This is a genomic window from Paraburkholderia sejongensis, from assembly GCF_020880815.1.
GTDB classification, from domain to species: Bacteria; Pseudomonadota; Gammaproteobacteria; order Burkholderiales; family Burkholderiaceae; genus Paraburkholderia; species Paraburkholderia sejongensis.
In genome coordinates, this window is the sequence record NZ_JAJITD010000006.1 from 82,590 (window position 1) to 109,457 (window position 26,868).

Consider the following 26,868-nt stretch of genomic DNA (forward strand, 5'->3'; position numbering starts at 1 on the left):
TGTTCTCAGGGCGCCGGCGACAGATCGAAACTGAACGACGCCCAACTGCCCAATTCGCTCTCGGCGAACAGCAGCCCGCCGTGGCGCTCGATCACCGCATAGCTGATCGACAGCCCGAGGCCGAGACCCTGGCCGACTTCGCGAGTCGTAAAAAACGGCTCGAACACCCGCGCCAGGTTCTCCGGTTTGATGCCGGGTCCGTTGTCCTTGACCGTCACATGCAGGCGCTCTTCGGTCCACTCCACGTTGATGTGAATCGACGGGCCCGGCGTGCCCGCCTTGCGCATCGCCAGCACCGCGTTCGACAACAGGTTGATCAGCACGCCGATGATCGCCGCTTCGTCGCCCTGCACCAGCGTATCGGCCGGCAGATCGCGAGTCACCGTGACGCCGCGCAATTCGTGGCCGACCAGCCGGATTGCCGAATCCAGCGCCTTTTCGAACAGGAACGGCGTGCCCAGTTCGGCCTCCGCGCCCGGCTTGCGATACGCGAACGTCTTCAGGTCCGACACGATGTGCTGAATCCGCTGCATCCCCTGACGCGCGTCGACGAGACACTCGTTCAGAGTCGGTTCCGTTTTGGAAATCGGCTCTTCCAGCGCGACCTCGATCGCCATCAGGCAGAAATTGACCGGATTGTTGACCTCGTGCAGCAAGCCCGCGGCCAGCGTACCGATCGCCGCCATCTTTTCCTGCTGCAGCAATTGTCCTTTGATATCGAGCAGTTGGCGATTGATCACCTCGAGCTCGGCATTCTTTGCCGATACCTCGGCGTTTTTTTCTGACACTTCCGCCTTCAGGCGAAACAGCATGAAGCGCACCCGCTCGTTGAAGAACGTGTACACGGCGCTCGCCGCGGCGGCGAACAACAACAGCAGCACGTTCACGGTCAGCGTGCCGAGCGGCGCGCCATTGTGCGGCGGCATCAGACAGGCGAGCAGATACAGCACGCACGACAGCACCCCGAACACGAGGTTTTGCCACAGGCCGAACGGCAGCGCGATGCCGGACGCAAAGATCGCGAGATTGAGCCCCATGTAGTACGGCGACAGCACGCCGTCGGTGCGCCAGATCATCCACGAGATCATGATCTGCGGCAGCAGCAGCCACGACAGCGTCAACCACGGAGTGAGGCGGCGCCCGATGCCGGTGTCCAGCAACGCGACGATGCCGCCGATCAGCAACGACACGACCAGCCGCGCGACCGCGAACGACATCTGATACTGCGGATACTGCGCGTAATCGAGGCCCACGCCGAGCAGGACCAGCGCGATCGCGGTAAGCGCACCGCCGCGGCTGAAATTGACACGAAAGTCGGCCAGCTCGGATTGATAACCTGCGTGCAGTGGACTGGTAGTCATCGATGGAGTGTCTGCTGACGTTTCAGAGAATCGTGGCTTCCGCGAACACGTTCACTCCGGTCTCGTCGACATAGAGTTTGTGGTCGCTGGAATTCGGCGGCAGCAGCGAGCTCATACCGGCTTCGTTCCGATAGATCAGATACCACTCCAGCAGGTGTTCCATCCCGTACTTCTCGGGATTGGCCGAATGCACGTTGGTGACCAGCAACTGGCCGCCCGGTCGCGTGCGGGCCGCGAAATAGCTGAGCAGACGCGCGCAGACCTTGTCCGACAGATAGTCGAACAGACCGGCGCAATACACCGCATCGAACTCGCGCGCGGCCGGGTCCGACGAAATCTTGCGTTTGAGCAGGTCGTGCACCGATTGATGGACCATTTCCACCGAGGTCTTGTGACCGGCCCCGCGCGCCGAGCTTTCGATCGCGTCTTTCGTGAATGCCAGCGTTTCCTCGCTGAAGTCGACCAGCTGGAACGACAGCAGCTCGGGATGCGGATATTCGCGCACGAAGCGCTGAATCTCGAACGCCGGTCCGCAGCCGACGTTGAGAATCCGGAACGGCCGGCCGGCCGCGCGCGCCGCTTCGGCCTGACGGGTGAGGAAGTCGATCAGCAGCGTGATGCGGTTGCGGTGCGCGGTTGCCACCGCCGCCTGCAGGAACGCGGTATTGACGATCTGGAAGTAAGTGGTCGGCCCCTGCTGCGGATCGCTGAGGATCTGGTTGACCATCTCGTAGTCGCCCGCATAGCCGAGCGGCTTGGTGAACGTGCGATAGACGAACGGCGCGCGCAGCAGCAGCGGATGCAATGCCGATTGCGCATACGTGCGATGCACCGGCGCGATCTCGACATCGACGCGTTGAGCTTCTTCCTCGAGCCGGTCGAGATAGAACTTCATCTTCAGCATGATCGGCGTGGCGAGCTCGTAGAACAGATCCTCGCGCAGCCGGCCTTCGTTCTTCGGCAGACTTTCGGTCAGATCGACCTGCTCGACCCAGCGCGACACTTCCGAAAGAAACGCGCGCATTTCATTGACGACGATCTGATAGTCGCGGCGGATGTTGAAGCGCGCGTCCCAATCGGTAATGAACAGTTCGGCTTCGCGCCCGACCGACTTCGCCTCGTTGGGCAGCACGCTCAGTTCGCGCCACTCGTCGATCAGTGCGAGCGACACCACCGCGGTGAGGCCGGTATTCACGAGACTGACGACGACCGCCTTGCCGAGATAGGCGTTCTTGCTGCCCATCCGAACACTGAGTTCGCTCAACACCTCACTGACCTGGACGATCGAGTAAGGGTTATAGACCTCCATCACCAGCGACTTTCTCTGGAGGTTAATGATTGTCCCTCGCACATGCTCGCGCTGCGAGTTGCGGAAGCTGACCACCGGGTCGATTTGCGTCTGAGAGTACACGGTATAAGTACCTGAGGAATCCGGGAAACGCAGCGGAGTGTGGGATGAAAGACAGTGAATGGCTGCCGCACGAACAACTTCGAATACAAGTCGTGTACGCGAGGTTCAAACCAGTGTTGCACTGGAAACACCCAAACCCTTTTGCCGGAAGATTCCGGCGGGTTGCAGTGTAACACCAAGACTGAAGATTCTGCGTTATAACAAATTGCGACTTTGCGCCCGAGCAATCTTGAAAAGCAATTGAGATTGTTCGCGTGCGCCGGCTGGCGACGCTTATGCCGCAAGCCCGCGGCGCCTATGCCGGTTGAATATAAGCGCCGCACACCCGGCGCGCGGCGCTACTGTCGAATTGCATGGCGTGTCTGTCCCGCATTACGGATATGCACCGGGCCGGGGCGCTATCGGCAAACGATTGCGGAAATTCGCGGTAAGCAAATTCGCGCGCAATTCTTTCTCGTAGTTCTTAGACAGTTCTCTCTATTTCCGAATCCTTCTCGTCAAGCGAATGGTCCGCGCTGTGCAATTAGCGCGAGATCTTCTGGAAAAACGACGTGCTAATGAAGTACTGCGCAGCCGACAAATAGCAATTCTTTAGTAAATGACTGACAACGCGGCAGTCGTTTTTTGCGGACAAAATTAAAGTTTTTTTGCAAGCGGTCGTTAACGACGGAGTACCCGGTCTCCGATAGCTGTCGATGGGTAAGCTCGAGCAAAGCAAGCACGAGCCGGTCGATTCGTTCGACGCCCCGTCCCTCGCCTCTGCCGGCCCAGCGCGATTGAGCGACAATAGATTACCCACGGGCGTCTGCACCGCAGGTGTGAAGGTCCGCGTCACTCGCCAGCGTATGGTCGGAAGATCGCCCGACACAGTGATGCGGACATAGCAGCCGGCGTAACGTCCGGTCGCCCGTGGCATCGGGTTCCGCACGCGCGCCGCCCGGCCGGCGCGCCTGACATTACAGTTGCATTGAGATATAATTTCGCGCGGCCTTCAACTAATCGAGACTAGTTGATTGTTGGAAATCCTCTCTTTTCCATTCGCGAATTCCACCAATGCGAGACATGCCGAATCAGTCATTGCCGAATGCCTGAACGGCAATACCAACGCCCGGCCGGCCGGCCAAGAAAATAACGCAATAAGACGCGCTACTGCCGTGGTCGATCCACACGGTGCGCAACGACAAACCCACCCGAAACATGACAGCCTCCGCCACCCCGACCGGCTCGCGCGATTCCACGCGGCTTTTCACCCAACCCAAAGTACTCGTAATGCTGGCGACGCTATGTTGCCTGCTGTGGGGCAGCTCCTATCCGGCCATCAAGATCGGCTATGCGCTGCTCGGCATTACGCAGAACGACATTCCTTCGAAGCTGGTTTTCGCCGGCTACCGGTTCGTGCTCGCCGGCCTGATCGTGCTGGTTTTCGCGGCCTTGTCGAATAAGCCCCTTTTCAAATTGAGCCGCACCGATGCAGCACGGGTGATGCTGTTGGGCTTCACGCAAACGGCGATTCAATACGTGTTCTTTTATATCGGTCTTGCGTACACCACCGGCGTGCGCGGCTCGATTCTCAATTCGACCACGACCTTCTTCAGCGTATTGCTCGCCCATTTTCTTTATCGCAATGACAAACTGACGCCGCGCAAAGCATTCGGATGTCTGCTGGGATTTGTCGGCGTGATGGTCGTCAATTTCGGCGACGGCACGCTCGAATTCGCGTTCACGCTGCTCGGCGAAGGCTTTATCGTGATTGCCGCGTTCGTGCTGTCCGCCGCGTCGATTTACGGCAAGCGCATTTCGCAGCGCATCGACCCGATGGTGATGACCGGTTACCAACTGGCGTTCGGCGGCCTCGTGCTGGTCGTGGCCGGTTATGCGAGCGGCGGTACGCTGCAAGCGTTCACGCCGGCCTCGCTCGCGCTGCTCGGTTATCTGGCGCTGCTTTCGTCGGTCGCATTTACGCTATGGAGCCTGCTGCTCAAGTACAACCCGGTCGGCAAGGTCACCGTCTTCAATTTTCTGGTGCCGGTTTTCGGCACCGTGCTGTCGGCGATCTGCCTGAGCGAGAACATCATGGAAGTGAAGAATCTGTTCGCGCTCGTGCTCGTGTGCTGCGGCATCTGGCTGGTCACGCGCGCGCCGCGACTGCGGGCCGCTCATGCAAAGCCGGAAGTCGCAATTGGCAACACTCGCGCGTGCGGCCAGAGCCAAGGCTGAAAGCGCGAATAGATCGGGTGGGCCGCTGCCGGCCGCCCGCCGCGAGTCGACAGCGGCCGCCGGATTGGTGAAAATCTGGCGAACCGCGGGGCCGACCGCGGCGCTCCGGCAGACCCCACATGATCATTTCCTCGCAATTCGTGTCGCGTATCGATCTGAAACCGGATGCGAACGCGGACCCTTCGCAGTACCCGTTCAGCCTGCCTGCGATCCGTTCGCTGCAAACGCTGACGCTGCATCCGAAAGTCACCTGCTTCGTCGGCGAAAACGGCTCCGGCAAGTCGACGCTGCTGGAGGCGCTGGCCGTGTCGCTCGGCTACAACGCCGAGGGCGGCAGTCGCGATTTGCGCTTCCAGACCCGCAATACTCACTCCGACCTGCATGCCCGCCTACGGGTCTCGAAAGGCTTCCGGCGCCCGCGCACCGGCTATTTTCTGCGCGCGGAAAGCTTCTACAACGTCGCCAGTTCGCTCGACGAGCTCGAAGAAGATCCGTACACCGCCGGCGTGCTGGCCTCTTATGGCGGTCGCTCGCTGCACGCGCAGTCGCATGGCGAATCGTTTCTGGCGCTGGTGATGAATCGCTTTGGTCCCGATGGGCTCTATCTGCTCGACGAACCCGAGGCGGCGTTATCGCCGCAACGGCAACTGACGCTGCTGGCGCGCATGCATCAACTTATCCAGCAAAATTCGCAGTTCGTAATCGCAACGCATTCGCCGATCCTGATGGCCTATCCGGACGCGACGATCTACCAGTTCGGCGCCGACGGCATCGAGCCGATCGCTTACGAAGACACCGAGCACTACAGGATCACCCGCGACTTCCTCGCCAATCCGCAACGCATGCTGAAGGTGTTACTGGCGGATGCCGACGACGCAAGCGCCGACGGGCACATCGACTAGCGAGCAGGGCGCTCGCCCGGGCTCCGGCGCTGTCAGAGCACGTCCAGCGCGACCGGCAAGCCCTCGCTGCGCCAACGCAGCATCCCGCCGGCCAGATTCGCGACCTTGCCGAAGCCCGCTTTGGTGAGCAGCACGCTCGCTTGCGCGGAGCGCACGCCGGAACGGCACACGGCCACCACCGGCCGCTCGCGATCCAGCTCGTCGAGCCGCGCGGTCAGCTGCGACAGCGGCACCAGCTGCGCGCCCGGCAGATGCCCGAGACGGTCGATGAATTCCGGCGCCTCGCGCACGTCGACGATCTGGAACGCCGCGCCATGCTCGAGCAGCGCCATCGGCTCGATTTCCCACACGCCGCTGAAGCGCAGCGTGAGCGGCGCCCAGTCGGGCGTCTCCGTGGCCTGCGCCGCGTCGGCCTCCGGCTGCCCGCAGCGCAGGTTGGCGGGCACCGCGACCGCCATCAGCTTTGGATGCGGCAAATTCAGATTATTCATATGGCCGGCGAAGTCGCGCACATCGACGTCGCCACCCAGGCGCGGATTGAAGCGCCGCTCCTCCGCCACACTCGTCACGGTGATGCCGCGATAGTCGTGCGCCGGATACAGCAGACAGTGAGCGGGCAGCGTCAGAATCTGCTCGTGCACCGATGCGAACAACTGCTCCGGGCTGCCCTGCTGGAAGTCGGTGCGGCCGCAGCCGCGGATCAGCAGGCTGTCGCCGGTGAAGGCCATGCTCTCGTCGTCGAGCACGTAGGTCAGGCAGCCGCTGGTGTGGCCGGGCGTCGCGCGCACGCTCAGATGGCGCTTGCCGAAGTCGATCCGGTCGCCGTGCCGCAACGGCCGCGTGACGCCTTGCGCGTCGACCGCCGCGGCCAGCGCGATCTGACTGCCGCAGCGCTGCTGCAAGCGCCACGCGCCGGTCACGTGATCGGCGTGCACGTGGGTGTCGAGCGTGGTCAGCAGCCGCAGACCCAACTCCTGCAGCAGCGCCTGGTCGCGCGGCACCTGCTCGTAGACCGGGTCGATCAGCAGCGCTTCGCCGCTGTCGCCCAGCAGGTAGGTATAAGTGGAGGAGACGGGGTCGAACAGCTGGCGAAAAATCATGGCGAGTCTCTGGAAAACAGCCGGGATGACGGGCGGTTCGTGGCGCGCGCCGCGAACCGCCGCCGTGTCACGCCGGGTCAGCCCGGTTGCTTGGTGGTGCGCAGATACGGCTTGATGGTCTTGAAGCCGGGGAACAGCGTCGCCGCCTCGTCGTTGCTGACCGCGCCGGTGATGATCACGTCGTCGCCCTGCTTCCAGTTCACCGGCGTGGCCACCTTGTGCTTCGCGGTGAGCTGCAGCGAATCGAGCACGCGCAGGATTTCGTCGAAGTTGCGGCCGGTGGTCATCGGGTAGGTCAGCATCAGCTTGATCTGCTTGTCCGGGCCAATGATGAACACCGAACGCACGGTCGCGTTGGTCGCGGCGGTGCGCCCTTCGCTGCTGTCGCCCGCTTCGGCCGGCAGCATGTTGTAGAGCTTGGCGACCGCGAGGTCGGTGTCGCCGATCATCGGATATTTAACGGCGGCGCCTTGCGTTTCCTCGATGTCGGCCGCCCATTTTTCGTGCTGTTCGACCGGATCGACCGACAGGCCGATCAGCTTCGCGTTGCGCTTCGTGAACTCCGGCTCGATCTTCGCCATGTAGCCCAGTTCGGTCGTGCAAACCGGCGTGAAATCTTTCGGGTGCGAGAACAGGATCGCCCATTGGTCGCCGATCCAGTCGTGGAAATCGATGGTGCCTTGCGTGGTGCGCGCGGTGAAATTGGGCGCGACGTCATTGATGCGAAGTGACATATAGCCGTCCTGCAAAGTAGTGGTTGAACGAAAGACACGGGCGAAGCGCGTGCGGCGCGTTGCTGAGAGTTCACTGCCGTACGGAAGTTTCTGTCCTCGTGGACTGGAGGCAGCAAGCTTGCACGGCCGACGGTGAGAGTTCAAATATAGCGCGTAACGACCGGGCGTATGTCGATGCTCGCCCAGTTCGGCCGCAGGCGGCCGCTGCGGTAGCGCTTACCGGCGGGGGCGAGAGGTCAGTAAATGATGGACTGATGGACGCCGGTTGGCGCAGCGTGTGTGTCGACACACGAAGCGGCGGGGCCGCGCTGGCGCCGCGACGTTGCCGGCCGCGCGAAAACGGTGGACAGGGAGCTAGTCTGAGGGAAGCGGGATCGTTCGGGGTGGGTGGCCGCACCCCGAACTACGTCCTCAGCGGATGGAGGACGTATCGAACCGATGTAACCGGCGTTTTTATTCGATCGGATCGTACGGCAAACCGACGTAGTTTTCCGCGATCGATTTGAGGCCGGCTTCCGAGTTCGTGTAGTAGTCGTAGTCGGTACGCTGCATGCGCTTGTCGAACGCGTCGCGCTCCGAGAACTCGTGCAGCAGGTTGGTCATGAACCACGAGAACCGTTCCGCCTTCCACACGCGGCGCAGCGCGATCTGCGAATACTTCTCGACCAGATCGGTACGGCCCTCGCGGTACACGCGGGTCAGAATCCGGTACAGCGTGCTCACGTCGCTCGCGGCGAGATTCAGGCCCTTCGCGCCGGTCGGCGGCACGATGTGCGCGGCGTCGCCGACGAGGAACAGCTTGCCGTGTTGCATCGGCTCGACCACGTAGCTGCGCAGCGGCGCGATGCTCTTTTCGAGCGCCGGTCCCGTGACGACCTTGTCGGCGACGTCCTTCGGCAGGCGCGTCTTCAGCTCTTCCCAGAAGCGCTCGTCGGACCAGTCCTCGACCTTCTCGGTCAACGGCACCTGCAGGTAGTAGCGGCTGCGCGTGGTGGAACGCTGGCTGCACAGCACGAAACCGCGTTCGTGGTGCGCATAGATCAGTTCGTGATTGACCGGCGGCGTGTCGGACAGCAGGCCGAGCCAGCCGAACGGGTAGACGCGCTCGTAATGAGTGAGCACTTCCTCGGGGATGGTCTTGCGGGAAACGCCGTGAAAGCCGTCGCAGCCGGCGACGTAGTCGCAGTCCAGGCGGTGGGTCTCGCCGTCCTTTTCGTACGTGACGTACGGCGCTTCGCCCTTCACGTCGTGCAGCTGGACGTTCGACGCTTCGTACACCGTGGTCGCGCCGCTTGCCGCGCGCGCGGCCATCAGATCGCGGGTCACTTCGGTCTGGCCGTACACCAGCACCGACGAGCCGCCCGTCAGCTTCTTCAGATCGATGCGGTCACGCCGGCCGCCGAACACCAGTTCGATACCGTCGTGAACCAGGCCTTCCGCGTCCATGCGTTCGCTGACGCCCGCTTCGCGCATCAGGTCGACCGTGCCCTGTTCGAGCACGCCGGCGCGGATGCGGCCGAGCACATATTCGCCGCTCTGGCGCTCGACAATTATGTTGTCGATACCCGCCTTGTGCAGCAACTGCCCCAGCAGCAGCCCGGACGGCCCGGCGCCGATGATCGCGATGGTGGTTTTCATGATCGATGTCTCCTGTGTTCATTTACACCGTGAACTGCCGGCCTGCGGTGCGGGCTCCGATATCTGCCGCCACGGTCGAATTGCATTTTTCTAGAAACGCGCGGCGCTGATAAGGCATTTTTTCGGATTAAAATTGGACTTTTCGAAAGTCCCCGGGCGGACCGAGTCGCCGCCGACGAACCCATGAAGCAGCCCGCACAGCACGACATCCCCGTCTTCAATTTATACGGTGAAGGGCCCGATTGGAGCACGCTCGATTTGCTGCACTGCGAGTCGATCCCTGAGCGCAGCAGCCTGTACGACTGGGAAATCCGCCGGCATCGGCATGCGGACCTCGCGCAGATTCTTTACGTGCAGAAGGGCACCGCGGAACTCGAAATCGAGGGAGAGACAACACGAATCGACATGCCATCGGTGCAGATCGTCCCGCCGATGTGCGTGCACGGCTTCCAGTTCTCGCCGGAGGTGGACGGCTACGTGATCACGATCGCCGCGCCGCTGATGAACTGGCTGCAGCAGCAGATGGACGCGCCGCGGCGCGTGTTCGAGCATCCGGGTTGCTATGCGGTCGGCGAAGATAGCGCGTATCTGGACACGCTGTGCGGCAAGCTCAATGACGAGTATGGGTTGCCGGCGCCGTCGCGCGATCTGCTGCTGCGCTCGCTGGTCAGCACGCTGGTGGTGTGGGTCAGCCGGCAGGCGCAGCAAGGCGCGGAACGCAGCGAGAGACAGGATCGTGGGCACGTTCATCTGAAGGCGTTTTACAGCCTGGTCGAGAAGCATTACCGCGAGCATCTGGCGATCAGCCGGTACGCCGAGCAGTTAGGGGTGACACCGGTTTATCTGAATATGGTGTGTCAGCGGCTCGCGGGTAAGAGCGCGCTCGCGCTCGTGCATCAGCGGTTGATGCTCGAGGCGAAACGAAATCTGACTTACACCGCGTTGAGCATTGCGCAGATTTCGGATTTTCTTGGTTTTACCGAACCGGCTTATTTCACGCGGTTTTTCAAGCGGTTTACCGGCGTGACGCCGAATGCGTTCCGGAAGCCGGATTGAAGTCGGCTTGAGTCGCTTTGCCGGGAAGTGACGACATTACTTCGTTCAGAAGCGAAGTAATGTCGTCAACTCGGAGGCTGTCGGCCCCGTGTGCGCGGCCCTTGGCCAGGGACAACCTTGCTTCGCTCCACGTACCCGTCAAGCCGCTGCTGCACGCGCCGGCGTCACGCCGCACTCGCCATCTGTTTCAACGCGATCACGGTCTGCCAGAATCAGTTCGGCCGCGCGATAACCGAGCATCATGGCCGGGCCGTTCGTATTTCCCGAGGGCGGCGTCGGCATCGACGAGCAATCGACCACGCGCAGCCCCTTGATCCCATGTACGCGCAACCGTGAATCAAGCACCGAGTCGCCCGGGGCACCCATGCGACATGTGCCGGTGGCGTGAACCCCCGGGCTGACGAGCCACTGCAATGCCCGAAAGATCTCATCGTCGGTCTGATACTGCGCCCCGGGCGTCACCTCCTGCACGATGTAAGGCGCAAGTGCGGGCTGCGCCGCGAACTCGCGCATCAGGCGCAGCATATCCACGAGTAGCTTCCGGTCTTGCGGATCGCCCCACCAATTCGCGTCGACCAGCACCGGCACGTCAATATCCGACGATTGGATCGCCACGCTGCCACGGCTCTTCGGCCGCAGGTAGTACCCGTTCAGGGTGAGACCGGGTTGATCTTCGAGCGCACCGCGCCCCGGATCGGCCTTGATCTCTTCGGACGAGCGCATCGAGAACGGTCCCACGCCAAACTGGACGTCGGGCCAGTGCGGCGCAGAGCGCATCGACACCAGTGCCGTAAGTTCCGGCGACGTGTATGCCATCAATCCCGAGCGCGTCGTGTAGTACTGAAGCACATGCCGCATCAGGCGCCAGCCATGGAACTCACGATTGAAGCCCGGATCCTTGCGCATGCGGAACGAAATAGAAAACATCGCGTGATCGACCAGATTGCGCCCGACCGCCGGCAGATCTTTTACGACGCTCACACCTGCCTTCGCAAGCACGTTGGCAGGACCGATGCCGGAAAGCTGAAGCAACTTCGGACTCTGCAGCACGCCAGCGCAGACAATCACCTCGCGGCGCGCGCTGGCGAGCAACGTCGCTTCGCCTACCCGATAACGTACGCCGCTCGCGCGCGTGCGATCGAACACGATGCGCTCCGCGAGCGCGCCCGTGATGACGGTGAGATTGCTCCTGCGCATCGCGGGCTTGAGAAACGCACGATACGCGGACGCACGCCTGCCGCGCCGGTCCACCGTCGCCTGCGTGTAGCCGATGCCTTGCGTATTGGGCGTGTTGATATCGTCTAGTACAGGCAGGCCCATCTGCCTGCCCGCCTCGAGCGCGGCGCGAATGACCGGCGAGCGGAATGGCAACTCCGTGACCTGCAACTGACCCTTGCGTCCACGCGAAGCATGCGCGTGCCGATACTGATAGCTCTCCATCTCCTTGAAGCACCGCTCGACCTGCGCCCACGACCACTCGCGCAGGCCCATCGCGTTCCATGCTTCGTAGTCGGCGGGCATCCCGCGCAGGTACCAGGTGCCGTTCGTCGAACTGGAGCCGCCCAGCCCCCGGCCGTATACCCACGTCTCGTTATCCGGCCGCTCTTTCTGCGCTTTCACGGGGAACTGCCAGAAATACGTCGGATTGCCCCACATTTTCATGAACGCACGTGGCATGCGCACGAGTTCCGATTCGTTATTGCCGCCGGCTTCGAGCAACAACACCGTGCTCTTTCCATCGCGGCTCAACCGGTCCGCGAGCACGCTTCCCGACGACCCCGCACCGACGACCACATAGTCGAACGTATTGTTTTCATTGCTCATCAAAGTCTCTCGATGCTGGAATCAAAGGATTGCGACCGCGCGCGTCCACCCGGCCGACGCACCGCGAATCTTGTGGGGAAAGCACGAAATGGTGAATCCGTGCGAGGGCAGCGCCTCGAGGTTGTGAAGCTTCTCCAGATGGCAATAGCCGATGTCGCGGCCCGCCTTGTGTCCTTCCCAGATCAGCGCCTTGTTGCCGGTTTCGGCGACACGTTTGGCCGTATAGGAGAACGGCGCGTCCCAACTCCATGCGTCGGTGCCGGTCAGCCTCACGCCGCGTTCGAGCAGATACATCGTAGCTTCGTAGCTCATTCCGCATCCGGCGCTGACATAGTCGTTGTGGCCGTAACGAGAGCCCGCGCGTGTATTGACGACGACGATGTCGAGCGGTTCGAGCGTGCAGCCGATCCGTCGCAATTCGGCTTCGACGTCCGCTGCGCTCACCACGTACCCGTCGGGGAAGTGACGGAAATCCAGCTTCACGCCCGGCTGAAAGCACCATTCGAGCGGCACCCGATCGATCGTTGTCGACGGTTTTGGTTCGCCGAACTTCGCATCCATCGTCGAATGAAAGTGATACGGCGCGTCCAGATGGGTGCCCGAGTGCGTCGTCAGCGTCACCCACTCGGCCGCGGCCGCTTCACCATCCGGGAAGTCTTCGGGTTTCACCCCCGGCAGCATTGCGAGAAATTCCGGCACCGTGTCGGCATGGCGCTGATAGGTGATCTTCGGCGCGAGCGGGGGCGGATCGGAGAGAACGTCGTTCTCCAGGTAGATCGACAGATCGACAAAAGTGCGTTGTGGTTTCATGGTTGTGTGCTGGATTGGCATGAGGTCACGCAAGGGGCGACGCGATGAGCGCGCACCACGCGCTGATCGATCGCGCCGAATGGGGTCGCGCCGTCGCCGGACGCGATAGCCTGCATCCGCACGCGCTCGCCGAAGCGCATGAACGAGGTCTGGGCGACGCCCGAGTCAAGTAGCTCGATGACGCGACGTTCGGCGATGCAAGCCGAACCGGCGAGACTTCCGTAGTTCGAGACGGTGCCCGAGCCGATCACGGTCCCCGCCGACAGCGAACGGCTACGCGCCGCATGCGCAATCAGCTCACCGAAATGGAAATGCATTTCGCGCGCGTCAGGCTCGCCGAACCACGCGCCGTCGCGTTCGACCCGCAGCTTCATCGCGAGGCGGCCGTCCTGCCACGCGTCACCCAGTGCCGCGGGTGTGACCGCGACAGGCGCAAAGCTTGTCGAAGGCTTGGCTTGCAGGAAGCCGAAACCGCTCTTCATCTCGCGCGGTCCTAACGCGCGCAAACTCCAGTCGTTCAGTTGCACGACGAGACGAATGAAGCCGAGCGCGTCGCGCGCCGACACACCCATCGGCGTCGCGCCGACGATTACGCCGAACTCGCCCTCGAAGTCGATCTGATCGGCTTCGTCAGGCAGCGGCACGTCCTCGCATGGACCAAGAAAGTCGTCGGATGCGCCCTGGTACATCAACGGCACTTCGCGCGCGTCGGGCATCGGTTGCGTGTTGAACGCGCGCTCCATCAATTCGCCATGCGAGAGAAACGCCGACGCGTCACACCACTGGAACGATCGTGGCAACGGCGCACGGGCTCGCGCGTGGTCGAACGCGAAGCCGCCGGACGAACCTCCCGCATCGAGCGACGCGCAACAGTGTTCGAGCGGCCCCGCGACCCGCTCCCAGTGTTCCAGCGCGTAGAGCAGATTCGGTGCGATATGCGCGACCGACACGGCCCGTGCGCCGTCCAGCGACACCGCGACGAGTGTCCCGTCGGCGCTGCCGTCGTCAAGCGTGGCAAGTCTTACTTTCATGGTTGGCTCTCCCCTGCTTGCCGTTCAGATCGGCGCGGCGAGCGCCGCCAGCGTCTCGCGCATGATGCGCGCGTGTTCCATGCGGTCGCCGCCGGTGATCTCGATCTCGCCGAGCCGCCGCGAGTTGTCGACGACCATCCGGCAACGTTCCCAGCGACGCGCCTCGAAGCGCGCGAGCCTGTCCGCCAGCGTGTCGTTTGACGTGGCCCCTGTCATGCATTCATCAGCAAGGACAATCGCGTCCTCCATGCCGATGCATGCGCCCGACGCCAGATGCGGCGTCGTCGCGTGCACCGCGTCGCCGATCAACACGACACGGCCCGCGTACCAGGGCCGCGGCAACAGCAGGCTTTCGAGCGGCCGATAGACGATCTGCGAATGCTCGCCGAGCTGGTCGCGCAACGCCTTGACTTCCGGCGCATCGAACGTGTCGAGCAGAGCCCGCAACCGCGCGACGAACTGCGCGGGCTCCACGTATTCGTTCGAAGGCCGGTCCTCCGTGAGAAACAGATACATCGCGTCGCGCGAGACCGGATTGGCGCCGGCCTTCAGGCGTTCGCCCACCCACATGGACGCGGTTTCGATGTAAGCGGGACGCTCGAACACCGCGCGCCACACGCCCTGGCCGGTATAGGCGGGCGCTGGCGCCTCCGCGAAAGTACGTCTGCGCATCGTGGAATAAAGTCCGTCCGCGCCGATCACGAGGTCGTAGCGGCGGGTCGCGCCATCCGAGAAGGTCACGTCGATTCCGGCGGCGTCCTCGGTCCACGCAGCGACCGTGCAGCCGAGCCGCACATCGACTGCTTGCGACCGGGTCGCCTGCGAGAGAATCGCCGCCAGTGCGGGACGCATGATCGCGCCGCCGCCGGGCACGTCGTCGCCGGCCAGACGCGGGGTCGGCAGCACGCCGATCGGTGCGCCGTCGGCGCGAAATACGTTCACGCCGTCGGCCGCGTAGCCTGTTTCCAGAAACGCGTCCAGCACACCGAGCGTGCGAAACGCTCGCAGTGTCGCGCCGCCCAGGCTGATGCCCGCACCGTAGGATCGCCAGCCCGGATCGAGTTCGACCAGATCGACCGCCGCGCCGCATTTGCGAAACGCGATCGCGGCCGCCATGCCGGAAAAGCCGCCACCCACAACCAGCACACGAGAGATGCCTTCAGGCATGTTCAGACTCCATCGATATTTTCATTGAACAACCACAGCTCGCCGGCGTCGGTGAGCGTTACTGCAACCCGCTGCAGATGGGCTCCGCGGCACGGGCCCCGCACGCAAAGGCCATCGTTCGGATCGAACAACGCACCGTGTCCCGCACAGACAATGTGACGGCCATCCGCGCTCAGGTAGCGATCCTTGCGCCACGCCATCGGCACCGCTTCGGCGAGCGGATAATGCGGACACGCGTCGAGCCATGCGTCCACGCGATCGCCGCGCCTGACGACGAACAACGTATCGCGACCGCAAGCGTGCGGATCGAAGCCGCGCGCTTCACCGGAACGCAGTTCGTCGATGCGGCACAGGCGCAGCCGCCCGGACGCACGCCCGCTCGCAGCATTGCCCTCCATCACTGCGCGGGCGCTGCAGGCGGCGGCCCGCCAGGGGCCCATTTCTCGCGATGCTGGAACAGGAACAGTTGCGACGCGTCGGCACTCATCGGCGCAGCGCGCGCCGCCCACGTGTCGTCGTGCAGGTCCATGTCCGCGTCATACTCGACATGGCAGCCGAGCGGGCTGTTGAAGTACCAGAACCAGTTCGATCCGAAGCGATGGCGCCCCGGTCCCCAGAACGACTGATAGCCCTTCGCGACGAAGCGCGTGCCGGCCAGCATCAGCTCGGACGGCCCGCCCAGGTGAAACGTGAAGTGCTCGCAGCCCTTCATGAACGGCGGCGTCTGGATCAGGAACAACGTGTGATGGTCGGTTGTGCCGGCGGGCCGGAGAAACGGGCCCGCATCGGTGAAGCGGTCCGAGCAGGCGAAGCCGAGCCGTTCGACGTAGAACGCCTCGGCGGCGCGCGCGTCGGGCACGAAATAGACGACGTGCGAAAGGGTGCGAGGCTTCACCGGTGCGTCCGGGTTCACGCCAGGCACGTTGATGCCGCGAGCGGCCGCCGCGCCCGGCGCATTGCTCGCTTCGCCCGGCAACGCGAGCGGCTTGCGCACGGTGACCTGAAACGCCAGCGCAAAGCCGGCATCGTCGACGCTCGCGAGCGAGCCGTCGGCGCGGCGTCGCACCTCGCGGTCCTTGCCCAGCTCGCGGGCGATCGCTTCAAGCGTCGCGGCGTCGGCAACGCCGTACACGGTCTCGCGCAGCAGGGTTGCGGTGCCGAGCGCTGGCGGCAAGCCGGGATCGTCTCTGCGCCGGATGACGATGGCTGTGCCGTCGAGCGCTGCAAAACGGCCGCCCGCCTCGCTCACGCCGATCGGCGTGAGGCCATAGTCGGTCAGATACTGCGTACACGCCGCGATATCGTCGACGCCGAACACCAGTTCATCCGGTCCGATGATGTTCATAACCTGGTCCTTTTTTCCGTGGAGGTTTCAACAGATGGCGGTCCTGCCGCCCAGTGTGTTTGCGACCCAATCGGCGATATACGCGCCGGCGTTCGCCGAGTTGTCGAAGCTGCTGTGTTGCACGCCGCCTTCGCGCTCGGTGAAGATCTTCAGTTCGCGTTTCGGGCTGTTGACGAGCTGCTCGTAGGTACGCTGCGCCCAATGCAATGGAATCTGCGAATCCCGTTCTCCGTGCGTGACAAGGAACGGCACTTTGATCCGGTCGAGCACGCCGTCGAGATGTACCTGTTCTGCCAACGTCAGGAACGTATCCATGTCGGGGGCGCCCCAGACCCAGCGCACGTGCTCCCAGTAGTGCGGGACCGGGAAATTGCCTTCGCGCTGCAAGCGCCGCTTCTGCACGTCGCGCCAGTCGTGGTTCGCGCCCCACACCACACCGCACGCGAAACGCGGTTCGAATGCGACCGCGCGCGGGCAGAAATAACCGCCGAGCGACACACCTTCGAGGCCGATACGCGCCGCGTCCACGTCGCCGCGCCGCTCGAGCCAGTCGACGATGCGGCTCGCCCAGTGCTCGCTGTCATAGCGCGCGTGCAGTCCTTGCAGGCGCAGCGCTTCGCCGCTGCCCGGCTGATCGACGATCAGCGACGCCACGCCGCGCTGCGCGAGCCAGCGTGGCAGTCCAACGCGGTACTTCAGTTCTTTGGTCGAGTCGAGGCCGTTGACCTGCACGAGAATCGGCGCCGGACCTTCGACGCCTTCCGCGCGCACATAGAGCGCGGACAGATGTGTGTCGCCGTACTTAATCGTTACGCGCTCGCAGTTTTCGGCAGTCAGCGCGATGCCGCGCGCAAAGATGTCGAGGAAGCGCTGGTAGAGCGCCACGCGTCCCGGCGCGCCATGCGCCTGCAGACGCTCGCAGGTGAGCAGATAGATGGCCGCGCGGTTGTATTTGTCGCCAGCCGAAATGAGGCACCCCTGTTCTTCATCGTCGGCGGCGAGCGCGCACAGCTGCTCGGCCATGCGCGACCACGCGTCGCGGAACGCGGCCGTGCCCGCCGCGTCCGGTTGCTTCGACGCATCGATGAGCGGCGCGCACATCACCTCGATTTCGCCGATACGGCCGCCCATTTCGAGGGCGAGATCGACCGCGAGATTCCAGCCGTAATTGGTCGGAAAATATTTGAACATGTGTGCAGTGGGTCCAATGAGAAGAGAGTCAGCGCGAGGCGGCGCCGCGCAGCGGCATCCAGACGCCGCCCGCTCGCGACGATGCAAGCGCGGTGTGAACGAAGCGCATGCCGTCGAGGCCGTCGTCTATCGTCGGGAACGCGGGCACGTGCTGCGTGCGATCCGTGCCATGGGTGCGACGCGATCGGATCGCGGCCGCGAAATCGGTGTAAAGGTTTGCGAAGGCTTCCAGATAGCCTTCGGGATGACCCATCGGCACGCGCGTCGACACCGCAGCCGCGCGGCGCAGATTCGAAGCGCCACGGCGAAGCACTCGCGGGCTGTCGCCAAGAGGCGTGAACCACAGTTCGTCCGGCTGCTCCTGACGCCACGTGATGCCGCCGCGCGAACCGTACACGCCCAGTTCGAGGTTGTTCGCATTGCCCGGCGCGGTCTGGCTTGCCCACAACATGCCGCGTGCGCCGTTCGCGTAGCGCAGCAGAACCTGAGCGTTGTCGTCGAGACGGCGGCCGGGCACGACGCTCGCGAGGTCCGCTAGCAGCGCCTGCGGTTCAAGTCCCGACACGAAACGCGCGAGGTGATACGCGTGCGTCCCGATATCGGCGATGCAGCCGCCCTCGCCGGCTTGTGACGGATCGCTGCGCCATGCGGCCTGGCGATTACCGGCCGTCTCGATCGGCGCGCTCAGCCAGTCCTGCGCATAGCGCACCTGCACCGCACGGATCTCGCCGAGTTCGCCCGCCGCGACCAGCTCGCGTGCTTCCCGCACGAGCGGGAAGCCGCAATAGGTGTAAGTCACGCAGAAAAGACTTCCGGCGTCGCGCGCCAGATTGGCGAGTTCGATCGCCTCGTCGAAGGTGGCGGCAAGCGGCTTGTCGCACAACACGTGCAAGCCGCGTTCGAGACAGTCTCGCGCGACCCGCGCATGCAGGTGATTCGGCGTGACGATCGCGACCGCTTCGATGCCGTCCTGGAGCGCACGCTCGGCCTCGAGCATCGCCTGCCAATTCGGGTATGCACGCGCAGCCTCGATGCCCAGCGCCATGCCCGCTGCGCGAGAGCGGTCAGCGTCGGATGCGAACGCGCCCGCGACGAGCCGGTATTCGCCGTCGAGCCGCGCGGCAACGCGATGGACCGCGCCAATAAACGCCCCCTCTCCGCCACCCACCATCCCAAGCCGGATGCTTTGCTTCATGTTTCTGTTCCTTTTGACTTCGCGACTGATCTGGCCGCTTCAATCGAGACCGAGCAGCCGCCGATTCGCAGCCTCGTCCACGCCGGATGCCGCGAAATCGTCGAACGCGCGCTGCGTAACCTGGATGATGTGATCGGCGATGAACCGCACGCCTTCGCGCGCACCCACTGTCGCGTCCTTCAACGCGCATTCCCACTCGAGCACCGCCCAGCCCGCGAAGTCGTATTGCGCGAACTTCGAGAAAATCGACCGGAAATCGATCTGGCCGTCACCGAGTGAACGAAAGCGCCCCGCGCGTTCGAGCCAGCCGCCGTAACCGCCGTACACGCCTTGCCGACCATCCGGACGAAACTCTGCGTCCTTCACGTGAAAAGCCTTGATGCGTTCGTGGTAGATGTCGATGAACCGTAGGTAGTCCATCTGCTGCAGGTGAAGATGGCTCGGGTCGTACAGCAGGTTCGCGCGCGGGTGGCCGCCGAGTGCGTTGAGAAAGCGTTCAAAGCTCACGCCGTCGTGCAGGTCCTCGCCCGGATGAATTTCGAAGCAGACATCCACGCCTACTGCGTCGAAGGCGTCGAGGATCGGCTTCCAGCGTCGCGCGAGTTCGTCGAACGCCGTGTCGACGAGCCCTGCCGGCCGCTGCGGCCACGGGTACAGGAAGGGCCACGCGAGCGCGCCCGAAAAGGTCGCGTGCGCGGCAAGGCCCAGGCGTCGGCTAGCTTGCGCGGCGAGCATCAGCTGCTCCACCGCCCACCGCTGACGCTCGCGAGGCCGGCCGCGCAACGCGGGTGGACAGAATCCGTCGAACGCGGCGTCGTAACACGGATGCACGGCGACGAGCTGGCCTTGCAGATGAGTCGACAACTCCGTCACGGCAAGGCCGTGCCCGGCGAGCGTGCCGCGCACTTCGTCCGCGTAGGTCTGGCTGGTTGCCGCGCGCTCCAGGTCGATCAGACGCGTGTCCCAGCTCGGAATCTGCACGCCCTTGTAGCCGAGACTGGACGCCCACTGCGCAATAGCCGCGAGCGAGTTGAACGGAGCGTCATCGCCCGCGAACTGCGCGAGAAAAATGGCGGGGCCTTGTATCGTCTTCATGTCGTGCCGATGCCTCATTCGATTGCGTGCAAGATCAATCCACAGCCGGGCGCTTCGCGCTCAGCGGCCCGATTGCCCGCGTATCGCGTGCCTGTTTTGCGGGGTTGCCTTGCGGACTGTCCTTTTTCACGCCCGGCGGAGGCGGCGGCTGGTCGATGCGCGACGGCGGAGGCGGCCCACGTCGAACGATGCGGCACTTCTCCTCGTAGTGGTCCTTCTTCCAGACATGGCGGCACACGCGTTTAACCTGTTCGGCTGAACTCGCCGCGCTGGCGGGTGCAACGGCACTGTCTGCCGCGTGCGCGGCGTTCATCGCGACAGCAAGAAGGAATGCACTAAGTGGCATGCGAACGGACATGGTCTGTGTCTCCTGATCGTTAGAAGCGATGCGTGATGCCGATGCGCGCCACGGTTTGCGTCGCGGTTGACGAACTCGCCATCGTGTAATTGACTTCAGCGGTCGCGCCATCGCCGCTCGCGCGCTGCCAGACCGCCGTCGCGTACACGTCGGTGCGCCGGGACAGCGCGTAGAAAATGCCCGCGCCGATCTGGTTCGCGTGGTAACTCTTCTGCGCGGTGTTGGCCCAGTCGTAGTGGTAGTTCAATGAGAAAGTCGTCGCCTGCGTCAGCGGATACTGCAAGCCGCCGCCGATCACCTGCACGCCGGTGCCGAGCGCGGTGTTGCGCGTGTTCGTATAGATCGCGTCGACCAACGCGGCGCCAACGGCCATGCGGCCGCCGACACCCCAGTTGCGGATCGCCTGGCCGTTCTGCACGATGTCCGCCGAACGCGTGAACGTATAGGCGGCGTCGAGTTGCAACGGACCGCGGCTGTAGTCGAGACCGAAGCTGTGGGTGTCGCCCCGGCCCATGTGACCGGCCACGTTGCCGAACGCGTACATCGCGCCGACGCTCAGACCGTTGATGGTCGGCGAGCGATAGCTGACCGCGTTATTGAAGACATACCAGCCCGCCTGGCCATTGAAGTCCATCGAACCGAACTTCAGGCCCAGGCTATTGAACGGGCCGGCCGACGTGTAGTACGGCGGTGCCGAGTAAAGTTGCGGACCCCACCGTGCGATCGTGAGCGACATGAACATGAAGTCGTTCAACTGACCGGCAGTCAACGTACCCCACGTGTCGTTGGTCAAGCCTATCGAAGGACCGAAACCGTAGTTCGCGCCGGTCGCCGTGTTGAACGTGTTGCTGAGATCAAAGAAGACCTTCGTGCCTGCGCCTATGTCCTCTGTGCCCTTGATGCCCCATGCACTCTTCCACATGATGTTCGGCTGCATTTCGATCAGCCTGCCGCCCCCCGCGTTCGAGATATACGTGATGCCGGTGTCCAACGTGCCGTACAGCGTGACCTGCTGCGCGCCCACGCCGGGCCCCACAAGACACAGCCCTAACGGGATGCCCCACCTGACCCATCGTTTCTGCACCGGTCGCGCGTGCCGCTCGCATTTGCGATTCATCGTTGTCGTCTCCTGACCTGCCTGTGCATCGTTGTCTTCAGGCTCGCTGGCGGCGAGCCCTGCTTGCTCTGCGTGCGCGCCGGTTCAGCGCGTGAGGAGGATTATCGGGAGACCCGCGAGCGTCGAAAAATGATAAATATCGCCAAGCCTCTATTGATTTTCATGATGGCTCGCGAAACACGCTGCAATGCCGGTGGTTGCGGCTCTCCGGCTGCTTCAGGTCGTCCACTCCTGGGGAAACTACCAACAACACGAGCGCACTATTGTTCCGCACAATCCATCCCGCGCCCGTGGTGCACGTCATCTTGCGCAGAATCCACCCGCACCGGGAAATCACCGTATGCGTCTGAAAGGCCTCGATCTGAATCTGCTCGTCGTGCTCGACGCGCTGCTCGCCGAGCGCAGCGTGTCGCGCGCGGCGCAGCGCATCGGCCTCCAACAATCGGCGGTCAGCTCCGCGCTGGGCCGCCTGCGCGAGCATTTCGACGACCCGCTGCTCGAGTGGCGCAATCGCCAGATGACGCCGACCACGCTCGGCTATGAACTTCAACCGGCGCTGCGCACGCTGCTCCAGCGCGCGGATGTGATTGCCAATGCAACCCAGGCCTTCATACCCGCAGAAGCACAGCAGGAATTCGTCCTGCTGTGTTCCGACTACGTCGCGCAGGCTTTCATGCCGCGCGTCATTGCGAGACTCATGCACGAGGCGCCGCGGGTATCGCTGTCGCTGCGTCCGCTAATGAGTCTGCTGCCTCGCTCGCGCAATCTGATGGGCGACGAGCTTGAGCGCCGCGGTGCGCATCTGACTATCGCGCCGAAGGAATTTATCTCCGCGAACCGACCGTCGGTCGATCTGTTTCACGAGACTTTCACGTGCATCGTGGCGCGCGAGAACGCGCTTGTCGGTAAAGAACTCAGTACGACGCAGTACTCGACGCTGCCGCATGTCATCGCAACCTTCATGGACTCGGCCGCAAACACAGTCGAAGGACGCCGTCTCGAACGCGCGGGAGTCGCGCGCAAGGTGGATGTGATCGTGCCGAACTTTCTGCTCGTCCCTGAGTTCGTGATGGCCACGGACCGCATCGGCACCGTGCCGTCGCGCCTCGCTAACGCATGGACCCGCACTATGCCGCTACGTGTGGTTCCCGCGCCGTTCCCCGCGATCGACGTTCGCGAGACGTTGCAAATCAGCCCGGCGCATGCGGGCGATCCTGCAGTGGAATGGATAAGCAGCCTTATCATCGAATGCGCGCAGGACTTTTGAAGGGGCCCACGTCATGCGTTATCGTTCGATCGATCTGAATCTGCTCGTTGTGCTGGACGCTCTATTGGACGACCCAAGCGTCACTCGCGTTGCCGACCGGCTCAACGTCGGTCAACCGGCGATCAGTGCGATGCTGGCCAAGCTGCGCGAACACTTCGGCGATCCCCTGCTCGTTCAGGCAGGGCGCAAGCTGACGCTGAGTCCCGTCGGGCTCGAGCTCAAACCGGCCGTTCATGCGTGGCTCGAGCGGGCCCGCGCACTAACGGCGGTCAAGCCCGGCTTCGATCCGGCCTGCGCGGAGCGGCGCTTTTCGATCGCCTGCTCGGAGATCGTCGCGGGATTTCTGCTTCCCCTCGTCAGCATGCGGCTCGCCGCCGAAGCGCCCGGTATCAGTCTCGACCTTCGCAACTTCAGCGCGTTCCGTGCCGCGCGGCCACCCGCCGTCGAAGCGCTCGAACGTCACGGCGTCGATTTCGTCGTGTTGCCATCGCTCTTCATGTCGGCGGAGCATCCGCGCCGCCCGTTGCTCACCGCGCATTACCGGTGCCTCGTCTGGCGTCGAAACCGCGCGGCGTTGCCGCTGCTGGACGAAGAGACCTTCTACTCGCTGCCGCACATCGTGCCGACCCTGCTCGACGGCAGCGTGGCGTCGATCGAATCCGACGATGCGTTGATTCACCGCGCTCAACGCGAACGAGTCGTGCGCACCGAACATCTGCTTGCGATTCCTTTCGCGCTGCGGGGCACGCCGTTGATCGCGACGTTGCCGTCGTTCGTCGCCGAACGGTTCGCGGCGCGCGACACCGAGTTGCGACTCGTCGATTGTCCGATTCCATTGCCGCCGCTGACCGAAGTCGTGCAATGGCAGCAGGCGCGCGACAACGACCCCGCTTACGTGTGGTTCAAGGACGTGCTGCTCGATTGCGCCCGCTGCGTGAAGGCCTGAAAAGCCGACTGCTACCGGGGCGCGGCAACCCCGCCTGTGAACGCACAACGAAAAAAGCCATGCCGGTCCAGCCGGCATGGCTTCCCTCTTCGTTGCGCGAGTCGCGCGCGATTTCGCCGTTACTGGCCGAGCGTCGTCTTCGGCAGGGCTCCCCAGCCTTCGCGGCGCGCGCGCGGCACTGCTGCCACGACCAGCACCGCGCACACCGCGAGACTGAGCGCGCCCAGCCAGCCGAGCGACACGCCGATGCTGCCCGCCGCCTTCATGGCGCCGATCGCGATCGGCGCACTGATGAATTGGCCAAGGAAGAAGCTGCACATCCAGATGCCTGTGCCGCGCCCACGCAATTCGAACGGTAGACGCTGAAGCGCCATGGTCAGAAGCACAGGCAGCACGAAGCCGCCGCCAAACTGATGGATCGAAGCCGCGACGACGTCCATCGTCGGGTCAGAGGTCCGGCCGAGAGCGATCAGGCCCACGCCCATCAGCAGAAACGGCAGGCACACGATAACGTCGAGACGGATGCGCAACGCCGCGCGCCGGAACAGAAACGCGCCGACCGGAATGGCGATGCTGGCGATCGAGATCAGCACACCGATGCTCGCCGGAGAAGTCACACCATGACTTGCAAGCACCGCGCCCATCTGCACGGGAATCAGATAAAACAGCAGCGAGCCGATGACCGTCAACACACCGTTGCCAAGCAGGCTGCCCCACGGAAAGGGCACTGCGTGCGCGGCTTCGCGTTCGCGCGGCGCAGGCTCCCAGGTCCACAACAGCGTGGCGGCGAAAAGCACCAGACTCAGCGCGTACATCGAGAACGGAATGCGCCAGTTGTCACGCCCGAGCACGCCGCCGAGCATGACGAACGCGATGCCCGACACCGACGCGATGCCCGACTGCGCGGACAGCCATTTAACGCGCTCGGAGCCGGTGAAGTAATCGCCCAGCAAGGTGGTACTGCAGACCATGATCACAGCCTCTGCAATACCGACACCCACCCGGCTGATGAGAATCTGCGGCAGCGTCTGCAGATAGAGCGGCGCGGTGCCGCACAGCACGTAGAACAGCAGGGCGATCAGATACGCGCGGCGGCGACCGATGCGGTCCGCGGCGACGCCGACGATGGGGGCGAGTAGCGCGACGCACAGCGATGGTACGGTGAGCGCCATTGGCACCAGAAAATCGACGCCGGGCGTCGCGGCGAATTCGGCGTGCAGACTCGGCAACAACGGCGCCATTACGACCGCGCCCATCACCGACATGGTCGATGCCACGCTGAGTACCAGGCCTTGCGCCCTACCGGCCTGGCGTTGAACTCCATGTTTCATTCGCGTCTCCTTCCAGCCGCTCGATCGGCTTTTTCCTGGGTTCGTTGCGGCCGACGCGCTTCAGGTCGCGCCGGCGCCCGGACGGATGGGGAGTCTGCGCACCCCTGCCCGCCCCTCAAATGCGTGACCGCGATACGACGCGCGCACGCATGCTACCAGCAATTGGGCAGCACGCCGCGGACCGACGTATCCGCCACGGCTTGTCGACGTTACGCTGGCTTTACTGCGCCGCGAGGCGCTTGCGGTCCTTGCCGACAAGCGTGAACGGAAGGTACGAAATCCGCAGATGTTGCTCGATCTGCACTTCGTGCTCGCCGGTGGTCGGCGGCAGCGCGCCTTCCACGTCGAGTCGCGCGACTTCACCGAAACCCCAGCGCGCATCATGGACGGCGCCTAGCTCCGCTACCGGGAAGCGGCCGGCGGCGACGCTCAGCGTCATGCGTTCGCGCGCGATCGGCTCGCCGTCGATCGTCAAAGCGAGTTGCTCGACCATCGAGAGGCCGAGCGCGCGGTAATAAGGCAGCCGCACGTCGACCGAAAAGCCTTTCGGCTCGCCGTCCTCGACGCGCTGGCGCAGACTGTTTTCACAGATGATGTATTTGTCGAACATGTCGTGTTGTCTCCGCGTTGCGTTGTGCGTTGGCGTTCTACTTCGGTTACGCCGTGACCGGCGCATGCTGTTCGAGCAGCCGCTCGAACATCCGGTGCTGGCGCCGAACCTGTTCGATGCTGTCCACCTCGAACGCGTCCTGCACGTGGCGATTGCCCTCATATTCGCTCGACAGATAGCCGTTATAGCCGCCCTCGACGAGCACCGGCAGAATCTCGTCGTACGGAATGCTCGGCTCGATGCAATCGGCGGTCATCTCGTAGAACTTCGCGTGGATGTGATGGATACGCGGCATGAATTCGAGTAGACGCTTCGGGCTCGACCAGATCGTGTGGCGAACGGTTTCCGCCATCGCCAGTTCCACCGGCGTTCCACCCATCTGCCGCACGTCTTGCAGCAGGTACTCGGACAGGATGCGGTCGTCATACGCTGCGCAGATGAAATCGGCAATCGACTCGCGCGCGCCCATCCGCACGAAGCGGTCGCGCATCACGCGTGGATAGTGCTTCACGAAGATGCCCATGTCGGGCAAGAAGCCGATGTGCTGCGTGGCGAGACGCTCCATCGATTCAGCGTGCCGGATGATCCACGGATGATCGAAATGCAACGGCGAATGCACTTCGAGCAGCATCTTGATGTCGTAACGCTCGGCGGTGCTCACGCAACGCGCGAGGATATGCGGCGACACGCTGACGAGCACGCGAACGAAACGGCAACCGAGACGGTGTGCGTGAAGCAGATCGGCTTCGATAGAGGCGACGCATTCGTCGTCGCTGAGCCGGCGATCCAGATAGCGCTTGGTGTCGAGAAACAGATCGTGGCAGACCGGCGTCGTGCCGTATTGCGCCATCCAGTCATGCCATTGCGCGTAGAAGGAATCGGAGGCATGGGGCGCGTCCGCAATCATCTGTTCGCTCACGATCTCGATTCCGTTCGCGCCGATTTTCGCTGCCTCGGCGATGCAGCCCTCGAGGTCGAGCTTGCGCAGAAAAAACTCTTCCTGATAGCTGTAAAGGCTGACGCCGCGCTTGATTTGGGCGGGTGATGACATGATGTCTCCGTCGTTGTGATGAGTCTCGTGACGGATTATTCGGGCATCAGCCGGGAAAGGAAAATGATACTTTTTGAGGCTCGATTATTGATATTTTTGATAAGTCCGGCG

General features: G+C 63.4%; 24 protein-coding genes. 5 read left to right on the forward strand and 19 right to left on the reverse strand.

The genetic code is table 11. The features are described 5' to 3' along the window. Window positions 1-5: 5 nt before the first annotated feature. Window positions 6-1,361 carry a sensor histidine kinase gene (locus LJ656_RS13355; RefSeq protein WP_230509881.1) on the reverse strand — a complete coding sequence of 452 codons (1,356 nt, stop codon included), beginning with the start codon at window positions 1,359-1,361 and terminating at the stop codon, window positions 6-8. Window positions 1,362-1,383: 22 nt separating this feature from the next. Continuing rightward, the gene (locus tag LJ656_RS13360) at window positions 1,384-2,772 is read right to left on the reverse strand and encodes a class I SAM-dependent methyltransferase (RefSeq protein WP_230509882.1); all 1,389 of its coding nucleotides are present in this window, start codon (window positions 2,770-2,772) and stop codon (window positions 1,384-1,386) included. Between the two features lie 1,197 nt (window positions 2,773-3,969). On the opposite strand from LJ656_RS13360, the gene LJ656_RS13365 reads away from it, so the two are divergent. Both LJ656_RS13365 and LJ656_RS13370 read left to right on the forward strand, forming a co-directional pair. Next, window positions 3,970-4,989: a DMT family transporter gene (locus LJ656_RS13365; RefSeq protein ID WP_230509883.1), complete on the forward strand. Its 1,020-nt coding sequence runs from the start codon at window positions 3,970-3,972 to the stop codon at window positions 4,987-4,989. A gap of 119 nt (window positions 4,990-5,108) precedes the next feature. Continuing rightward, the gene (locus LJ656_RS13370) at window positions 5,109-5,891 is read left to right on the forward strand and encodes an AAA family ATPase (protein ID WP_230509884.1); all 783 of its coding nucleotides are present in this window, start codon (window positions 5,109-5,111) and stop codon (window positions 5,889-5,891) included. 32 nt (window positions 5,892-5,923) lie between these two features. Here LJ656_RS13370 and LJ656_RS13375 read toward each other — a convergent pair whose 3' ends face one another. From LJ656_RS13375 to pobA, 3 genes are all read right to left on the reverse strand, one after another. Next, window positions 5,924-6,991: an MBL fold metallo-hydrolase gene (locus LJ656_RS13375; protein WP_230509885.1), complete on the reverse strand. Its 1,068-nt coding sequence runs from the start codon at window positions 6,989-6,991 to the stop codon at window positions 5,924-5,926. A gap of 77 nt (window positions 6,992-7,068) precedes the next feature. Beyond that, window positions 7,069-7,725, reverse strand: coding sequence for a peroxiredoxin (locus LJ656_RS13380; protein WP_230509886.1), 657 nt, complete (start codon window positions 7,723-7,725; stop codon window positions 7,069-7,071). A gap of 453 nt (window positions 7,726-8,178) precedes the next feature. Beyond that, on the reverse strand, window positions 8,179-9,363 hold the full coding sequence (gene pobA, locus LJ656_RS13385; RefSeq protein WP_230509887.1) for a 4-hydroxybenzoate 3-monooxygenase: 1,185 nt from the start codon (window positions 9,361-9,363) through the stop codon (window positions 8,179-8,181). A 183-nt stretch (window positions 9,364-9,546) separates the two neighbouring features. On the opposite strand from pobA, the gene LJ656_RS13390 reads away from it, so the two are divergent. Next, on the forward strand, window positions 9,547-10,419 hold the full coding sequence (locus tag LJ656_RS13390; protein ID WP_230509888.1) for a helix-turn-helix domain-containing protein: 873 nt from the start codon (window positions 9,547-9,549) through the stop codon (window positions 10,417-10,419). 138 nt (window positions 10,420-10,557) lie between these two features. Here LJ656_RS13390 and LJ656_RS13395 read toward each other — a convergent pair whose 3' ends face one another. The 11 genes from LJ656_RS13395 to LJ656_RS13445 are packed head-to-tail and all read right to left on the reverse strand — an operon-like array spanning window position 10,558 to window position 21,552. Continuing rightward, window positions 10,558-12,243 carry a GMC family oxidoreductase gene (locus tag LJ656_RS13395; protein WP_230509889.1) on the reverse strand — a complete coding sequence of 562 codons (1,686 nt, stop codon included), beginning with the start codon at window positions 12,241-12,243 and terminating at the stop codon, window positions 10,558-10,560. A gap of 21 nt (window positions 12,244-12,264) precedes the next feature. After that, window positions 12,265-13,053 (reverse strand): cyclase family protein, encoded by a 789-nt coding sequence (locus LJ656_RS13400; RefSeq protein WP_230509890.1) that lies wholly within the window; start codon window positions 13,051-13,053, stop codon window positions 12,265-12,267. After that, window positions 13,050-14,084 carry a fumarylacetoacetate hydrolase family protein gene (locus LJ656_RS13405; protein WP_230509891.1) on the reverse strand — a complete coding sequence of 345 codons (1,035 nt, stop codon included), beginning with the start codon at window positions 14,082-14,084 and terminating at the stop codon, window positions 13,050-13,052. The genes LJ656_RS13400 and LJ656_RS13405 overlap by 4 nt, the downstream gene beginning before the upstream one ends. 24 nt (window positions 14,085-14,108) lie before the next feature. Further along, the gene (locus LJ656_RS13410; RefSeq protein ID WP_230509892.1) at window positions 14,109-15,251 is read right to left on the reverse strand and encodes an FAD-dependent oxidoreductase; all 1,143 of its coding nucleotides are present in this window, start codon (window positions 15,249-15,251) and stop codon (window positions 14,109-14,111) included. 2 nt (window positions 15,252-15,253) lie between these two features. Beyond that, entirely contained in the window at window positions 15,254-15,649 is a 396-nt protein-coding gene (locus LJ656_RS13415) for a Rieske (2Fe-2S) protein (protein ID WP_230509893.1), read from the reverse strand. Further along, the gene (locus tag LJ656_RS13420; protein WP_230509894.1) at window positions 15,649-16,596 is read right to left on the reverse strand and encodes a VOC family protein; all 948 of its coding nucleotides are present in this window, start codon (window positions 16,594-16,596) and stop codon (window positions 15,649-15,651) included. The genes LJ656_RS13415 and LJ656_RS13420 overlap by 1 nt, the downstream gene beginning before the upstream one ends. 27 nt (window positions 16,597-16,623) lie before the next feature. Further along, window positions 16,624-17,787, reverse strand: a complete 1,164-nt coding sequence (locus LJ656_RS13425; RefSeq protein WP_230509895.1) for an alpha/beta hydrolase family protein — start codon at window positions 17,785-17,787, stop codon at window positions 16,624-16,626. 28 nt (window positions 17,788-17,815) lie between these two features. Next, complete coding sequence (locus LJ656_RS13430; protein WP_230509896.1) at window positions 17,816-18,982, reverse strand: Gfo/Idh/MocA family protein; 1,167 nt, start codon at window positions 18,980-18,982, stop codon at window positions 17,816-17,818. Window positions 18,983-19,021: 39 nt separating this feature from the next. After that, entirely contained in the window at window positions 19,022-20,077 is a 1,056-nt protein-coding gene (locus LJ656_RS13435) for a sugar phosphate isomerase/epimerase family protein (protein WP_230509897.1), read from the reverse strand. 34 nt (window positions 20,078-20,111) lie between these two features. After that, complete coding sequence (locus LJ656_RS13440) at window positions 20,112-20,435, reverse strand: hypothetical protein (RefSeq protein WP_230509898.1); 324 nt, start codon at window positions 20,433-20,435, stop codon at window positions 20,112-20,114. 19 nt (window positions 20,436-20,454) lie between these two features. After that, on the reverse strand, window positions 20,455-21,552 hold the full coding sequence (locus LJ656_RS13445; RefSeq protein ID WP_230509899.1) for a porin: 1,098 nt from the start codon (window positions 21,550-21,552) through the stop codon (window positions 20,455-20,457). A 187-nt stretch (window positions 21,553-21,739) separates the two neighbouring features. Here LJ656_RS13445 and LJ656_RS13450 point away from each other — a divergent pair, with 187 nt between their 5' ends. Then, the gene (locus tag LJ656_RS13450) at window positions 21,740-22,819 is read left to right on the forward strand and encodes a LysR family transcriptional regulator (protein WP_230509900.1); all 1,080 of its coding nucleotides are present in this window, start codon (window positions 21,740-21,742) and stop codon (window positions 22,817-22,819) included. Between the two features lie 13 nt (window positions 22,820-22,832). Then, a complete protein-coding gene (locus LJ656_RS13455; RefSeq protein WP_230509901.1) occupies window positions 22,833-23,765 on the forward strand; it encodes a LysR family transcriptional regulator in 933 nt (310 codons plus the stop codon). A gap of 119 nt (window positions 23,766-23,884) precedes the next feature. Here LJ656_RS13455 and LJ656_RS13460 read toward each other — a convergent pair whose 3' ends face one another. From LJ656_RS13460 to LJ656_RS13470, 3 genes are all read right to left on the reverse strand, one after another. Further along, window positions 23,885-25,096 (reverse strand): MFS transporter, encoded by a 1,212-nt coding sequence (locus LJ656_RS13460; RefSeq protein WP_230509902.1) that lies wholly within the window; start codon window positions 25,094-25,096, stop codon window positions 23,885-23,887. 220 nt (window positions 25,097-25,316) lie between these two features. Further along, complete coding sequence (locus LJ656_RS13465; RefSeq protein WP_230509903.1) at window positions 25,317-25,706, reverse strand: C-glycoside deglycosidase beta subunit domain-containing protein; 390 nt, start codon at window positions 25,704-25,706, stop codon at window positions 25,317-25,319. Window positions 25,707-25,752: 46 nt separating this feature from the next. Then, window positions 25,753-26,757 carry a sugar phosphate isomerase/epimerase family protein gene (locus LJ656_RS13470; protein ID WP_230509904.1) on the reverse strand — a complete coding sequence of 335 codons (1,005 nt, stop codon included), beginning with the start codon at window positions 26,755-26,757 and terminating at the stop codon, window positions 25,753-25,755. Between the last annotated feature and the right edge of the window lie 111 nt (window positions 26,758-26,868).

Coding starts and splice junctions, on each gene's coding strand:
- LJ656_RS13355 (WP_230509881.1), bottom strand. CDS start 1,361: ATGACTACCAGTCCACTGCACGCAGGTTATCAATCCGAGCTGGCCGAC.
- LJ656_RS13365 (WP_230509883.1), top strand. CDS start 3,970: ATGACAGCCTCCGCCACCCCGACCGGCTCGCGCGATTCCACGCGGCTT.
- LJ656_RS13370 (WP_230509884.1), top strand. CDS start 5,109: ATGATCATTTCCTCGCAATTCGTGTCGCGTATCGATCTGAAACCGGAT.
- LJ656_RS13375 (WP_230509885.1), bottom strand. CDS start 6,991: ATGATTTTTCGCCAGCTGTTCGACCCCGTCTCCTCCACTTATACCTAC.
- LJ656_RS13380 (WP_230509886.1), bottom strand. CDS start 7,725: ATGTCACTTCGCATCAATGACGTCGCGCCCAATTTCACCGCGCGCACC.
- pobA (WP_230509887.1), bottom strand. CDS start 9,363: ATGAAAACCACCATCGCGATCATCGGCGCCGGGCCGTCCGGGCTGCTG.
- LJ656_RS13390 (WP_230509888.1), top strand. CDS start 9,547: ATGAAGCAGCCCGCACAGCACGACATCCCCGTCTTCAATTTATACGGT.
- LJ656_RS13395 (WP_230509889.1), bottom strand. CDS start 12,243: ATGAGCAATGAAAACAATACGTTCGACTATGTGGTCGTCGGTGCGGGG.
- LJ656_RS13400 (WP_230509890.1), bottom strand. CDS start 13,053: ATGAAACCACAACGCACTTTTGTCGATCTGTCGATCTACCTGGAGAAC.
- LJ656_RS13405 (WP_230509891.1), bottom strand. CDS start 14,084: ATGAAAGTAAGACTTGCCACGCTTGACGACGGCAGCGCCGACGGGACA.
- LJ656_RS13410 (WP_230509892.1), bottom strand. CDS start 15,251: ATGCCTGAAGGCATCTCTCGTGTGCTGGTTGTGGGTGGCGGCTTTTCC.
- LJ656_RS13415 (WP_230509893.1), bottom strand. CDS start 15,649: ATGGAGGGCAATGCTGCGAGCGGGCGTGCGTCCGGGCGGCTGCGCCTG.
- LJ656_RS13420 (WP_230509894.1), bottom strand. CDS start 16,596: ATGAACATCATCGGACCGGATGAACTGGTGTTCGGCGTCGACGATATC.
- LJ656_RS13425 (WP_230509895.1), bottom strand. CDS start 17,787: ATGTTCAAATATTTTCCGACCAATTACGGCTGGAATCTCGCGGTCGAT.
- LJ656_RS13430 (WP_230509896.1), bottom strand. CDS start 18,982: ATGAAGCAAAGCATCCGGCTTGGGATGGTGGGTGGCGGAGAGGGGGCG.
- LJ656_RS13435 (WP_230509897.1), bottom strand. CDS start 20,077: ATGAAGACGATACAAGGCCCCGCCATTTTTCTCGCGCAGTTCGCGGGC.
- LJ656_RS13440 (WP_230509898.1), bottom strand. CDS start 20,435: ATGTCCGTTCGCATGCCACTTAGTGCATTCCTTCTTGCTGTCGCGATG.
- LJ656_RS13445 (WP_230509899.1), bottom strand. CDS start 21,552: ATGAATCGCAAATGCGAGCGGCACGCGCGACCGGTGCAGAAACGATGG.
- LJ656_RS13450 (WP_230509900.1), top strand. CDS start 21,740: ATGCCGGTGGTTGCGGCTCTCCGGCTGCTTCAGGTCGTCCACTCCTGG.
- LJ656_RS13455 (WP_230509901.1), top strand. CDS start 22,833: ATGCGTTATCGTTCGATCGATCTGAATCTGCTCGTTGTGCTGGACGCT.
- LJ656_RS13460 (WP_230509902.1), bottom strand. CDS start 25,096: ATGAAACATGGAGTTCAACGCCAGGCCGGTAGGGCGCAAGGCCTGGTA.
- LJ656_RS13465 (WP_230509903.1), bottom strand. CDS start 25,706: ATGTTCGACAAATACATCATCTGTGAAAACAGTCTGCGCCAGCGCGTC.
- LJ656_RS13470 (WP_230509904.1), bottom strand. CDS start 26,757: ATGTCATCACCCGCCCAAATCAAGCGCGGCGTCAGCCTTTACAGCTAT.